The organism is Frateuria sp. GZRe14, from assembly GCF_051900395.1.
Classification (GTDB): domain Bacteria; phylum Pseudomonadota; class Gammaproteobacteria; order Xanthomonadales; family Rhodanobacteraceae; genus Frateuria_A; species Frateuria_A edaphi.
The window spans coordinates 157,789-170,986 of the sequence record NZ_JBHZGJ010000001.1 but is presented as its reverse complement, the minus strand read 5'-3'; the positions used below and the strand labels follow the sequence as shown (position 1 = coordinate 170,986).

General features: G+C 63.5%; 7 protein-coding genes. 2 read left to right on the top strand and 5 right to left on the bottom strand.

The genetic code is table 11. From position 1 onward, the window contains the following. Positions 1-34: 34 nt before the first annotated feature. The gene (pgl, locus tag ACFWZ1_RS00780) at positions 35-748 is read right to left on the bottom strand and encodes a 6-phosphogluconolactonase (protein ID WP_439665088.1); all 714 of its coding nucleotides are present in this window, start codon (positions 746-748) and stop codon (positions 35-37) included. 69 nt (positions 749-817) lie between these two features. After that, complete coding sequence (zwf, locus tag ACFWZ1_RS00775; protein ID WP_439665087.1) at positions 818-2,284, bottom strand: glucose-6-phosphate dehydrogenase; 1,467 nt, start codon at positions 2,282-2,284, stop codon at positions 818-820. Positions 2,285-2,446: 162 nt separating this feature from the next. Between zwf and ACFWZ1_RS00770 the strand changes: the two genes are divergently transcribed. Both ACFWZ1_RS00770 and ACFWZ1_RS00765 read left to right on the top strand, forming a co-directional pair. Continuing rightward, positions 2,447-3,199, top strand: a complete 753-nt coding sequence (locus ACFWZ1_RS00770) for a GntR family transcriptional regulator (protein ID WP_231322719.1) — start codon at positions 2,447-2,449, stop codon at positions 3,197-3,199. Between the two features lie 50 nt (positions 3,200-3,249). Beyond that, complete coding sequence (locus ACFWZ1_RS00765; protein ID WP_439665086.1) at positions 3,250-4,881, top strand: tetratricopeptide repeat-containing sulfotransferase family protein; 1,632 nt, start codon at positions 3,250-3,252, stop codon at positions 4,879-4,881. Between the two features lie 89 nt (positions 4,882-4,970). Here ACFWZ1_RS00765 and ACFWZ1_RS00760 read toward each other — a convergent pair whose 3' ends face one another. The 3 genes from ACFWZ1_RS00760 to ACFWZ1_RS00750 all read right to left on the bottom strand — a co-directional run bounded on the left by ACFWZ1_RS00760 (position 4,971) and on the right by ACFWZ1_RS00750 (position 13,102). Beyond that, positions 4,971-8,054, bottom strand: a complete 3,084-nt coding sequence (locus ACFWZ1_RS00760) for a TonB-dependent receptor (protein ID WP_231322715.1) — start codon at positions 8,052-8,054, stop codon at positions 4,971-4,973. Positions 8,055-8,361: 307 nt separating this feature from the next. After that, positions 8,362-9,696: a hypothetical protein gene (locus ACFWZ1_RS00755; protein ID WP_439665085.1), complete on the bottom strand. Its 1,335-nt coding sequence runs from the start codon at positions 9,694-9,696 to the stop codon at positions 8,362-8,364. A 400-nt stretch (positions 9,697-10,096) separates the two neighbouring features. Further along, positions 10,097-13,102, bottom strand: coding sequence for a TonB-dependent receptor (locus ACFWZ1_RS00750; RefSeq protein ID WP_439665084.1), 3,006 nt, complete (start codon positions 13,100-13,102; stop codon positions 10,097-10,099). Positions 13,103-13,198 lie beyond the last annotated feature (96 nt).

The following is a 13,198-nucleotide window of genomic DNA, read 5'->3' as shown; positions in this document are numbered from 1 at the left end:
CGTTGCCGGCCACAGGTCGGCGATCAAACGACAGTCAGGGACACCAGTAGACGGCGACCGGCACCGGCGAGCGCGCCAGCACGGTACGCACCGGATAATGCGCGGCCGCACCCAGCCCCAACCGGGCCTGGGCCAGCACGTCGCGCTTGTCTTCGCCTTCGATGTGCAGAAACAGGTGGCGGGTCTGGAGCAGGGTGGCCAGCGTGAGAGTGATGCGTGGCTCGCCGGCGTCGGGCGCGCGCATCGGCAGCACGCCGCTGGGCTGGTTCGGATCCAGCGCCGCTTCGAGCTGGTCGCCGCCCGGGAAGAACGAGGCGGTGTGGCCGTCCAGGCCCATGCCCAGCACGACCGCATCGAATGGCAGCGGCAGTGCATGGATGCGCCGACCGGCCTCGGCCTGGCCTTCCTCCGGCGTGGCGGCGTCGGTGTACAAGGGCACAAAGCGGGCCGTGGCTGCGGCGTGCTGCAGCAGCTGCTCGCGCACCAGGCGCGCGTTGGAGCGTGGATCGCTTTCGTCCACCCAGCGCTCGTCGACAAGGGTCACCTGCACCCGCGACCAGTCCATCGGCGCCTGCGACAGCAGCTCGAAGAAATGTAGCGGCGTGCGTCCGCCGGACACGGCGAGCAATGCGAAGTCGCGCTCGAGCAACCCCGCGCGCAGGCGATCGGCCACGCGCCCGGCCAGTGCCGTGGCGAGCGCACGACCGTCCGCGAAATGGTGGGTGTCGCCGTTGTTCAAGATCGTCATGGGCACACTGGCGGAGAAAGGGTTCGACAGTGTCGGGAGCGCGTTGCCAGCATCCGGTGAAACCTCGCGCTATTCGCTGTCTTCGTTCCACGTGCGCCCGTCGCGCTCGATGAGCGCCACCGCCGCACTCGGCCCCCAGCTCCCGGCCGCATACGGGCGCGGCGGCTCGCCGGCCGCGCCCCAGGCGCCCAGGATCGGATCGATCCAGCGCCAGGCGGCCTCGACTTCGTCGCGGCGCATGAACAGCGTGGGATTGCCGCGCACCACATCCAGCAGCAGGCGCTCGTAGGCGTCCGGCTGCTGCACGCCGAAGGCTTCGGCGAAGCTCATGTCCAGCGGCACATGGCGCAGGCGCAGGCCGCCCGGGCCTGGGTGCTTGATGGTCAGCCACAGCTTGACGCCCTCGTCGGGCTGCAGCCGCAGCACCAGCCGGTTGTGCGCCAGCGGGCCGGCGGAGGCGTCGAAGATCGAATGCGGCACCGACTTGAACGCGACCACGATTTCCGACAGCCGCGCGGACAACCGCTTGCCGGTGCGCAGGTAGAACGGCACGCCGGCCCAGCGCCAGTTGGCGATCTCCGCCTTGAGCGCCACGAAGGTTTCGGTGTTGGACTGGCCGTCTTCCAGTTCCTCCAGGTAGCCCGGGACGCGCTCCCCATCGATCGCACCGGCCTTGTACTGGCCGCGCACGGTGAGCTGCGCGCTGTTGCGCATGTCGATGGGCTTCAACGCGTGCAGCACCTTGAGCTTCTCGTCGCGCACGGCGTCGGGGGAGAGCGAGGCCGGCGCTTCCATCGCCACCATGCACAGCAGCTGCAGCATGTGGTTCTGCACCATGTCGCGGAGTGCGCCGGCACGGTCGTAGTAGCCGGCGCGGCGACCCAGCCCCAGCGTCTCCGCCACGGTGATCTGCACGTGGTCGATGTGGCCGGCGTTCCACAGCGGCTCGAACAGCGCGTTGCCGAAGCGCAGCGCCAACAGGTTCTGCACCGTCTCCTTGCCGAGGTAGTGATCGATGCGGAAGGTCTGCGCTTCGGAGAACACGCGCCCGACCGCCTCGATGATGCACATTGCGCTGGCCAGGTCGCGGCCGATCGGCTTTTCCAGCACCACGCGCGAATTGGGTCCATTGAGGCCGTTGGCGCCGAGCCGGTTGCAGATGTCGACGAACAATTCCGGCGAGGTCGAGAGGTAGAACACGCGGATGTGCTCGGGCTGCTCGTTGATCAGCGCGGCGAACGCATCCCAGCCCTCGTCCTTGCGCGCGTCCAGCGGCAGGTAGTGCAGCAGCGGCAGGAACGCATCGATGCGCTCGTCCGCGGCGCCGCCGTCGGCGAGTACGTCGCGCACCAGGCCGCGATAGCCGGCATCGTCCAGTGCTTCGCGCGCCACGCCGATGATCCGGCTGGCGGCGGGCAGCTGGCCATCCACGAACCGGTGGAACAGCGCCGGCAGCAACTTGCGCAGGGCCAGGTCGCCGGTGCCACCAAAAATCACCAGGTCGAACGGGTCGACGGGCGGGGGAGAAGCCGTCACGGTTCACCTCGATTGCGGGTTGGGCAGACGGAATGGGCCATCCCGCCTGGGCGCCGAGGATGGTACCAGTGAAATACCAGATTACGCAGCCATGCGTGGACGCTATGCATACGTTTTCATGGCGGCTTGCCGCAAATGGTGTGAGATTGGTATGGTTCCGGCATGGAAACCGCGCTCGCCGCCGAATACCGCCGCCTCTGCGACAGCCCCGAGACGCGCCAGCCGCTGGCATACCTTAGGCTGCGCCGGGCGATCCGCACCGTGGTCGAGCACCGTGACATCGAGCCGGGCCAGGCGTTGCCCAGCGAACGCGATCTTTCCCACGCGCTGGGCCTCTCGCGCGTGACCGTGCGCAAGGCCATCGCCGGCCTGGTCGAGGAAGGCCTGCTGACCCAGCGCCACGGCGCCGGCACCTTCGTCGCCGAGCGCATCGTCAAGCCGATGTCGCGGCTGACCAGCTTCACCGAGGACCTGCGCGCGCGCGGCCTGAATCCGCGATCGGAGTTCTTCGAGCGCGGTATCGGCGAAGTCACGCCGGAGGAGGCAATGGCGATGAATCTTTCGCCCGGCGCCGCGGTGGTGCGATTGCATCGCGTGCGCTACGCCGGCGACGAGCCGCTGGCGATCGAGCGCAGCGTGGTGCCCGCCAGCGTGCTGCCCGATCCCATGGCGGTGCGCGATTCGCTCTACGAAGCGCTGGAACAACGCAACGCCCGCCCCCGTCGCGCCCTTCAGCGCCTGCGCGCGGTCTCCCTCAGCGCCCAGCACGCCCGCCTGCTGCACGTGGCCCCCGGCAGCGCGGGCTTGAGCATCGAGCGGCGCAGCTTCCTGGACGACGGTCGCGTGGTGGAGTTCACCAGCTCGTGGTATCGCGGCGACATCTACGATTTCGTGGCCGAGCTACACACCGATTGACACGGGCTCGGCGGCCGCCGCCCCGCTGACCGGCCGGCTAATATGGCTGCATGACCACCTCCGCCAGCCCCGGCTCGCTCGCTTCGCTTCGGCAACGTGCCAAGACCTGCATCGAGAATGAGCAATGGGTCGCCGCGCAGGCCATCCTGGAATCCGTCCTGCAGCAGGCTCCGAATGACCTTGCCTCGAGCATCCAGCTTTCGGAGGCACTGTTCCGCCAAGGACGGATGCAAGCGTCGACCCGCCCATTGCTGGCGGCGCTCGGTCGCCTGCCAAGGGATGCGCCCCTGATCGCCATCCTGGTGCAGTATCTGGTCGCCCGGGGGGAAATCGTGGCGGCACGTTCGTGCCTGGAGTTGTTGGCGCAGGCACCCGACCCCCCGGCCGACCTGCTGGCCACGCAGGCGAATCTGCGCTTCATGATCGGGGATGTACCCGAAGCACTCCAGATGGCCGAGCGTGCGATGACGGCCGGCATCCGGACGCCCGACTCCTGGCGCCTGTATGCGATGTTGCTCCATTTCAGCGGACGAGCCGAAGCTGCTGGCGCGATGCTCGAGGAATGCCTGAAGCAGTGGCCACAGTTTGGTGATGCGGCCGCCGTTCTCGTCGATCTGCGGCGACAGACGGTCGAGTCGAACCACCTGGCGCGGTTGTACGAACAACTGGGCACCATGCCGGACCCGCCGTCGGATCCAGCGTCGGCTTTCACGCGCGCCGAGTTCGAGTACTCGGTCTTCAAGACCCTCGACGACCTGGGGCGTCACGAGGAGGCGTGGGAAGCGCTCGCGCGGTGCAACGCGCTGATGAGCCGGCTGAACCCGTATGACGCGGCAACGGAGGAAGCGCTGACCGATGCGCTCCTGAAGCTTCCGCCGGACGAGCCGCATCACGCGGAAGCTCCTGCTTTTGGTGGACCGACACCGATTTTCATCGTCGGCATGCCTCGCTCCGGTACCACCCTGCTCGACCGCATCCTGTCCAGCCATTCGCAGGTCGCCTCGGCGGGCGAGATTGTCGACTTCTGGCGGCAGCTTCACTGGGTCGCGGACGTCCTTCCCGCAAACGCCCGCAGCCTGCTCAAGGTCGTCGGCCGCATCGGCGACATCGATCTTCGCCAGGTGGGCCAGCGCTATCTCAGGCAGACACAGTGGCGGGCGCGTGGGCGGCGCTACTACATCGACAAGTTGCCGGGAAACATCCAGTTGGTTGCGTTCATCCGTCGTGCGCTGCCACATGCGCCTATCCTGCATATGGTCCGCGACCCGATGGATACGTGCTTTTCCAACTTCAAGGCGATGTTCGGCAACATCTCGCCCCACAGCTACGATCTGGGAACGCTGGCTCACTATTACGGACAGTACGCGCGCCTGACACGTCACTGGCACGCAACCCTGCCTGGCGCGATGCTGGATGTCCCTTACGCCCAGCTCGTGGAAGCCCCGGGCGCGACCATCCAGCGGGTCCTGGCCCACTGCGGTCTGGAGGTGGAGGAGGCCTGCCTGCAACCCGAGCGCAATACGGCGCCGGTCGCCACGCCGAGCAGCGCGCAGGTGCGTGAATCGATCCATACCCGCAACCTGGGAAGGTGGCGTGATTACGCCGCTCAGCTGGAGCCCCTGCGCATGGCATTGGCCACGCAGCCTGCCGCGGTGGAGGGAAGGGCCGGGCAGTCGTCTTAGAACTGTGCTTCTTCTGCGGGTGCCGGTGTCTCAAAAAAAAACCACCGGCCGCAAGGGCCGGTGGTTCTATGCAGCACAACCAGCGTTCGTCAGTAGTCGTAGGTTACCGAAAGCCGAATGGTCCGGGGCTCTTCGTAGAAGAGCGCGTCGCCGTAGGAATTGTTCACGTAGACGATGTCCGGAACCGTGTTGCCATCGGCATCGACGCCGCCGTTGTAAGCCGCCTCGCCCGCTGGGTCGGTCTGGGCCGCCTTCTGCTCGTTGAAGACGTTGAAGATGTCCAGGTTGATGCCCAGCTTGTGGTCGGCGAAGCTCGGCGAGTAGTGGATGCCGAGGTTTAGCGGCTTGGTCCAGGGTGTATGCCCGGTCGAACCTGGGGGCATGCGGATGCCGTGACACCAGTGGTAGTTGCCGCTGCCGCCGGCGTTGTATCCGGTCGGGTCACCGACGCCATCCGGCCCGTAGTAGCCCAGGCACTCCTTCGGCACGCCAGACTGGGCCAGCAGGGTACCGGAGATCAACCATTCCGGACTGATCTGGTATGCGCCGCGGATGCGGATCTGGTGCTTGCGCACATTGATCAGCTCGCCGTTCTGGCCATCCATCAACTCGGCCGAATCCCAGTCCTCGGTCTTGGACACGTCCTGCTGACCGAAGTCGGAGCGTACCTGGCCTTCGGTATTGCCGAAACCATGGGTGTAGGTGTAGTCGACGCGCGCCTGCCACTTGCCGTCGAACGGGTGCTCCAGGTACAGGTTCAAGGAACCGACCTTGCGCTTGACGCCTTGCGAGTATCCCCAGTCTTCCTTGGACATCGGGACGAGGACGCTGCTCGCACCATCGTCCGCGACGATGAGCATGTTGTTGGTCTGGCCCGGGTTGATCAGACGGCAGTACGCAGAGCCATACAGCGAGTTGTAGTAACCGGAGGCAGAATCGAAATCCTCCGTCGTCGTGATCAGCCCCAGGCTGCGCATCTTGTCCTCGATGCGGCTGGGCGAGCATTCGTCGTCGATGGCGCTTTTAAGGTCGCGCCACATCGCCTTGGCGCCGAACGTCCACTCATCGTTGAGCTGCATGTCGAAGCCGGCGATGTACTCGTCCAGGTATTCCGGCTTCAGGTTGCGCGCGGTGACCTGCTGCGGATCTTTCGGATCGCCGTATTCGCCATCGGGCGAGGTCTCGGGCGTACGAATGGTCAGGCCCGTCGGTATGCCGTTCTCATCGATGCCGGTGTAGTAGTACGTGGTGGTCAGGAATGTGGACGCGTTCGCGGCGCGCTCGGCGGCGTTGTCGGGAAGCGCCAGGTAGTAGCGACCGACGTTGCCATAGATCTTGAGCGAGGAATCGCCGTTCACGTCCCAGCTGACGCCGATGCGCGGCTCCCACTGGTTCTTCTCGTCGACGAAGGCTTCGCCCACGTCGTTGAAGTTGGTGAAGTGGTCGTTGCGAAGACCGATGTTCAGCAGCACGTTCGAGGTCACCTGCCAGGCATCCTGCAGGTACCAGGCCTTCTGCGACATCGACATGCTGGTTTCCCAGCCGATCTCGCGCTTCTGAACGTAGCCCGGATAGTAGCGCCAGTAGTAGTTCAGGTCCGGATTGAACGGGTTCTGCTGGTTCTGGCCGCGGTTCTTTGCCGCGTAGTGCATGTTGTCGATACCTGCCGACAGGTCATGGTCGCCCAGGCGGTAGTCGAAGTCGATGCGCAGGCCGCGCGTGGAATCTTTCGCGTTATCGGAGAACCAGGAGACGTTGGTCTGGCCGTTTACGATGGGCGTACCGCCGTTGAGCGCCGGGTCCTGGTTGTACGAGCGCGAGATGAAAGGCAGCCCGCTGTCCGCGCCCCGACCGTAGATCGTCGGGCCCTTGAAGTCGGCCTTGCCGTACAGGACGCTCAGCGTCGCGTTGTCGGTGATGTAGCTTGTGAAGTGACCGATGTAGAAGGTCGCATCGTTCTTGACTACATCGTTGGTCGTGACGAAATCGCCGGACTGCAGCGTGTCGTAGTTGAAATCGTAGGTGCGGCCGGCACCGGTGTTATTGTTGTTCTTTAGCGCGGTGAGCTCGAAGACATTGTTGTCGGTGATGTTCCAATCCAGCTTTCCGTAGAACTTGGTATTCCTGTCCTGGTTGTACTGGACCTTGGCCAGGTCATCCGTTTCCACGTTGGTCGAATGGTTCCTCGTGATCTCGCCAGCCAGGAACATGAACAGCTTGTCCTGAATCAGCGGACCGCCGACGTAAGCCGAGTAGACGGTTTCCCATTCCTTGTTGTCGTTGCGGTACTGGTGCAGCGTGCCCGGCTTGCTTGGATCTTCCAATTCATAATGGGTCAGGCCGTCGGCGCTGTTGGCGTTGGGGATCGCGGACGGTACGGCGGGGTTCCCGTAATAGTTGTTGCGAGGGCTCGCCTGGAGAGAGCGCGGCTGCCAGACCACCTGGGCGCCGAAATGCCACTCGTTGGTGCCTCGCTTGCCGATCTGGTTGATGACACCGCCGTCTGAGCGCCCGTATTTAGCGCTGTAGCCGCCGGTCAAGGTTTCCTGCTGGTCGATCGCGCCATAGGGCAACTGGAAACCGCCGATATTGCGGTAGGGCTCGCCCGTGTTGTATCCGTTCACGTAGTACGCGTTCTCGGACACGCTGGAACCGCCGAACGCGACGGCATTCGCGAAGTAGCCGCTACCTTTGACCGTGCCAGGAGCAAGCAACGCAATCGACTCCGCGTTACGCGTGACCGGAAGCTTGGCAAGGTCTGCGGCGGTGATGATGGTGCTGGAGTTGACGCTTGTAACATCGATCGCGGGCAGCGCGCTGGCCACCACCTGCACGGTGCCCAGGTTCTGCGCGTTCTCCGCGGTCGCAGCAGCGAAGGGCACCTGCGTACCGCCGCCGGGTGATACGGCAACGTTCTCCTGGGTCGCCAGCACCTGCCCGTCCTTGCGCAGCGTGACCGTGTACCGACCTACGGGCACGGTGACCGAATAGCGGCCGCTTTCGTCCACGGCGACTTCGCGGCTGGCGCCGTTGGCTCCCTGGACCAGGACCGTTTCGCCGGCGGCGACCGGCGCGGTGCCGAAGATGCTGCCGGTGGTGGCTTGGCCGAAGGCAAAGCCGGTGAAACCCAACCCCATGGCAAGCGCAACCGTCAGGGTTGTGCGGCGGGGCATGGCCCCCCGCGTGATGTGTCGCTCGTTCATTATGAGATCTCCCCAGATCGCCCGTTTCCGGGCTCGAAAGGCAAGCACAAAGAGAACTGGACCCACGCGCAATTGGAAACCGGCAAAACAGCGCACCAGCCTCAACCACTTAGCCACCCACTGCAATTCCCAACCTAGCGCCGCGTCCGACGACGTGTCAACTTTTTTTTATCATCTCTTTAGCAGTGAGACGGGCATTGCAGCAAGCCGATCTTCACGCAGTTGTCACAAGAGGTATCGTCCACCGGACTCGGCCGCACGGGCCGCAGGGGCTTGCTTAATGGTCCACGGAAATTGTCCGGTCCGACAGTAACTTGCCTTGTGGGCCACGGGCGGAAAGTCGATATTGCCCAGGAAATAGATACAAGTCAGCAGCCGAATTCGGGTGGATAAAAGCGTACCTGTCCGCGGGTATTGCTTGATCATTTTCCCCCTGATAACGCGCCTCGACGACACAAGGAATCACCGCCTTGCACAACTGGGTACGTATCGGGTACGGGCGCCGCTGCCCGCCAAGGTCCATCCAGTCCGGCCGCTGCGTGTTGACTATGTGCGCAGTCATCGGAAAAGGCTGGTTGGCGTCCCGGATAATGACCTGGCTTCGCAACGAACCGCTATCGAGTGCGGATTTGCGCTCCGAGGGAAGGATAACGCTGACGTCGTATTGGGCTGGCGCAGCCGCCCAGATGCGCCCGCCATTTTTGTTTACGAGCACCGTAGGTCCCTTCGGACGAAAGGTGCGGATAAGCTGCAGGTACTGCTGATCGATATTTGGAAATTGTTCGCGGAATTGGGTCTGGTCGATTGAGAAAGGCTGTTCTCCGATCATGTTTCCGAGCAGCATCCCCATGGGTCGCACATTGCCCAACCGCCCCTCTTTCTTGTCGATATGGGCATACCCTGCGTGCACGAAAACTCGCGCTGACGCATCCTTGCGAAAAATCGAATCAAACAGGTTTCGAGCCTGATCCTCCTCACGTTTCTGAACATCGCGCTGCGAGGAGTCGTAGGGGACGATCGTATAGCCCAGGCGTATGGCCTCGCGAATGATTTCGCCATATAGAGGCTCGTGGAGATACTCCGATCCGCTGGCGGAGGTCGGGTAGCCGCGTTTCTCCAAGGCATCGTCCGGTCCCAGCGCCTCGGCGGCGAAATACTTGAATCCGGCGGCTCGTAATTTCGGAAGCAGCAGTAGCGTCAGTTGTCTCGTGTGCGCGTCATGGTGGGCCTCGTTGATCATTACCAGGCGATGGCCGGTGGCCGCTTCGGCGATAGCGTCGGCGGCGTCTGCCGGTTGCCACGCGGCGGGGCTGGGCAGCGTCAACCCGGCTATCGGCGCGCTGCGCAGCGGATAGTCCCGCAACGCTTCGTTATAGAGGCCGAGCTCGTTCTCGGTAAAGGCATACAACTGCAACGCGAAGCTGTATTCCCCGGGCGGGCTCGTGAGCAACGCATGTGACAGGTATTGGTACCTGGCCAAGTCGCTCTTCTGCGAGTGGGCCTCCTTGAACAACGTGGTCAATCCCGGTCCGAACGGTTTGGAGGCTTCGCAGCTGGCGACGCAGAGCAGCCACAACAGCTGCGCAAGAATCATCTGACGGTGGAAGCGCATGACTCCTCCTCGTTCCCTTGGGCGGCAGCGTGGGCTGCGGAGCGTTACTGAGCATTGCCACTCGACGACCGATATTGCGCAACAACGCGGCGCCTGACAATCACGCGCATTCGGAGCGGCCGGGTCTTCCGCAGTCCGCTTGATGGTGCGCGAATGATCCAGGGTTGTTTCTCCGGCGAGGTTATCGCCCCGGTACGCATCCACCAGGCACGCGGTAAGGGACGAGCCGACCGAGCTCCAAGTCATCCAGGGCATGAACAGCCGCATCAAGTATTAAGCGCGTGGTCGGCTATTCAGGCGCTGCCTGTTGCTTTCGCCGAAATCAGGCCGCGCTTCCCGGGCTGCAAAAAAAAGGCCGGGACTTTCGTCCCGGCCTCGTTTACTTCGACCACTCGACCTCTTAGAAGTCGTAGCTCACGCCGAAGCGGATGTACCGCGGCGTGGTGAAGCCACGCGGACGGCCATAGCTGGACGTGTTGTACTCGTACTGGTACGTGGTTTCCTGGCTGTTGAACACGTTGTAGACGTTGGCATTGAACGCCAGCTTGTGATCAGCAAACGCAGGACGGTACTCGACATTGAACGAGGCGATCTTCTGCCACGGCAGGCGACCGGCGGTACCGGACGGCGAAGGCTGACCCGCGCACCAGTGGTAGTACGGGCCGGCGTAGGCCGGGGCGGTGCCATCCGGGCCATAGAAGTCAAGGCAGCTGTACGGCGCGCCCGAGAGCACGGCGATGTTGCCCGAGACGTTCCACTCCGGAGTGAACTGGTAGCCGCCATAGATCTTCAGCTGATGCTTGCGATCGTTATGCAGCAGGCCGCCCGCGTATTCCATGAGCGACGGGTAGTCCCAGTCCACCGTTGCAGCGATGTCGGACTGGCCGATATCGGAACGGACCTGACCTTCGGAGTTGCCGTAGCTCTTCGAGTAGGTGTAGTCGACGCGGCCCCACCAGGTGCCATCGAACGGATGGTCGAGGTACAGGTTCAGTGCGTAGAAGTTGCGCTTGGCCTGCGGGAAGCCCAGCTCTTCCTTCGTGAAGGACATCTCGCCGAAGCCGCCGTTGCCATCGGGGACCTGGAAAGTAGCGCCGCGACCCGGGTTGAAGAAGTAGCAGCCACGCAGGTTCGCCGTATCCAGACCCAACGACTCGGCCTTCGCGGTGAAGAGCTCGATATTGCAGGTATCGTCGATCTCGTTCTTCAGGCTGCGATAAGTCGCCTTCGCACCATAGGTCCAAGCCGAGTTCAGCTGCTTGTCGAAGCCCAGGATGTACTCATCCTGATACTGCGCCTTCAGCGAGGTGGCGGTGACCGTACGCGGATCCGGCGCCTGACCGTACTCGTTGTTTTCCGAGAACTCGGCACCGACGCCGTTGATGGTGTTGATCGGCGTCAGACCAGTCGGATAACCGGTGGCCTGGTCGATGCCCGTGTAGGTGTAGAACACGCGGGTGTAGTACGAACCGGAAGCACCACGGAGAGCCACGCTGGTCGGGAGCGCGAGGTAGTAGCGGCCCGCGTTACCGTAGATCTTGAACGTCGAATCACCGTTGACGTCCCAGCTGAAGCCCACGCGAGGAGCCCACTGCGGCGTGGTCTGGCGGATGTAAGCCTGGCCGTCGCTATTGAAGTTGGTGAACTGGTCGTTGCGCAGACCAAGCTTCACCAGCCAGTTGTCGCTTACCTGCCACGCGTCCTCGACGTACTGGGCGCGCTGTTCCACGCGAACCGAAGCGGCCGTACGGAAGCGGTACTGGGCGACGTAGTAACCATCCGCGCCACCGGGGTAGTTGGACGGCGAATCGACCTGGCCCTCGCTGATGTCAGCGCTGGGATCGTTCAGCTTGTTGTATTCCCACGCGTAGCCTGCGTTCGTGGGGATGTAGTCGCCATCGGACAGATCCTGCGTACGCTGGTTGTCGATACCGGCCGTGAGGGTGTGATCACCCAACACGTAGGTGACGTCCAAGCGATAGTTCGTGCCCTTGGTCTGGTGCGCCGGATCGGTGGTCGTGAGTACGGTCTGCGTGTTGCCGATGCCCGCGCCGCCGCCGGAGTACGCAGGATTCTGCTGATCAGGGCTCAGCACCGCGATCAGGTCCGCGTTGAAGTCGGCCGGAAGCTGGGTGTACAGGTCGGTGTTCTGCTTGCCGAACTGTGCCGAAACAGTCAGATCGTCAGTGAGGTAACCGGTGTACTTGGCGATCCACATAGAAGCGGCGGTCTTCGTATGCGTATCGGCATACAGGTAGTCGCCCATCGTGCGGGTGTCGTTGTCGTACCCGTAGATGTTGCCGTTGTAGCTGGTCTTGGTGGACGCGCCGGTCAGCTCGAGCACGTTGCTGGAATTGATGTTCCAGTCGATCTTGCCGTACCAGCTGGGATCGTTGTACGAGTAGACCGTCTCGGTGCCGCCTGCGGCCGTGCCCACGCTCTTGCCGTTGGTGCGATGACCCTCGGCCGAGGCGAACATGTACAGGCGATCCTGGATGATCGGGCCGCCAACGTAAGCGCTCTCGACGATTTCGGAGGTCTTGTTGTCGTTGCGGTACTGGTAGAGCGAGCCATTGCTCGGAACGTAGATGTTGCGCGGATCCGAGCGCAGGCTGCCCGGCGTGTACAGAGCCTGGGCGCCGAAGTGCCACTCGTTGGTACCGCGCTTGCCGATCTGGTTGATCACGCCACCATCGGAACGACCGTACGCTGCGCCGTAACCGCCGGTCAGCACTTCTTCCTGGTCGATCGAGCCGTAGGGCAGGTTGATGCCGCCAAGACCATTGAGCGGATCGGTAACGTTCATGCCGTTGATGTAGTAGGCATTCTCGGTTACCGAGGAACCGCCGAACGAAACCAGGCTGTTGCCGGTCGGGCCGGTGAAGAAGCTCGAGCCCTGGACTGCGGTCGGTGCCAGCAGCGCGATCGCTTCGGCGCTGCGCGCCAGCGGCAGCTGACGAAGCTGCTGGGCGGTGATCACGGTGCGCGAATCGACGCCAGTGACGTCGATCGACGGCAGCGAGTTGGCCGTGACGGTGAGACCTTCCAGGTTCTGCGCATTCTGGGCGCCGTCGAAGGAAACATCCGTGCCGGTGCTGACCTTGACCGTGACGTTGTTCCGGGTCGAGACCGTCTGGCCGTCACGCATCAGCGTGACCGTATACATACCGACCGGCAGCGAATTGGCGCTGTAACGACCCGACTCGTCCACCGTCACCGTGCGCGCGATGCCCGACTGACCGGTGATCACCACGGTTTCACCCGCGGCAACCGGCGCACTACCGAAAATGCTGCCGGTCGTGGCCTGACCATAGGCGAGGCCGGTAAAGCCCAAACCCAAGGCCAGAGCCACGGTAAGAGCGCTGCGACGAGGCTGGGCCCCGTGCTGAAGGTAACGCTTATTCATTAACAGATCTCCCCAGATCGACTCGAAACGAGTCCAATAAAAGCTCACGTGCCCACAGACGGCACGCCAGATGACCCCGACGAAAGCCCCGCTTCC

Bases quoted from the DNA above. Each gene is read 5' to 3' on its own strand.
- pgl (WP_439665088.1), bottom strand. From the start codon at position 748: ATGACGATCTTGAACAACGGCGACACCCACCATTTCGCGGACGGTCGT.
- ACFWZ1_RS00770 (WP_231322719.1), top strand. From the start codon at position 2,447: ATGGAAACCGCGCTCGCCGCCGAATACCGCCGCCTCTGCGACAGCCCC.
- ACFWZ1_RS00765 (WP_439665086.1), top strand. From the start codon at position 3,250: ATGACCACCTCCGCCAGCCCCGGCTCGCTCGCTTCGCTTCGGCAACGT.
- ACFWZ1_RS00760 (WP_231322715.1), bottom strand. From the start codon at position 8,054: ATGCCCCGCCGCACAACCCTGACGGTTGCGCTTGCCATGGGGTTGGGT.
- ACFWZ1_RS00755 (WP_439665085.1), bottom strand. From the start codon at position 9,696: ATGCGCTTCCACCGTCAGATGATTCTTGCGCAGCTGTTGTGGCTGCTC.
- ACFWZ1_RS00750 (WP_439665084.1), bottom strand. From the start codon at position 13,102: ATGAATAAGCGTTACCTTCAGCACGGGGCCCAGCCTCGTCGCAGCGCT.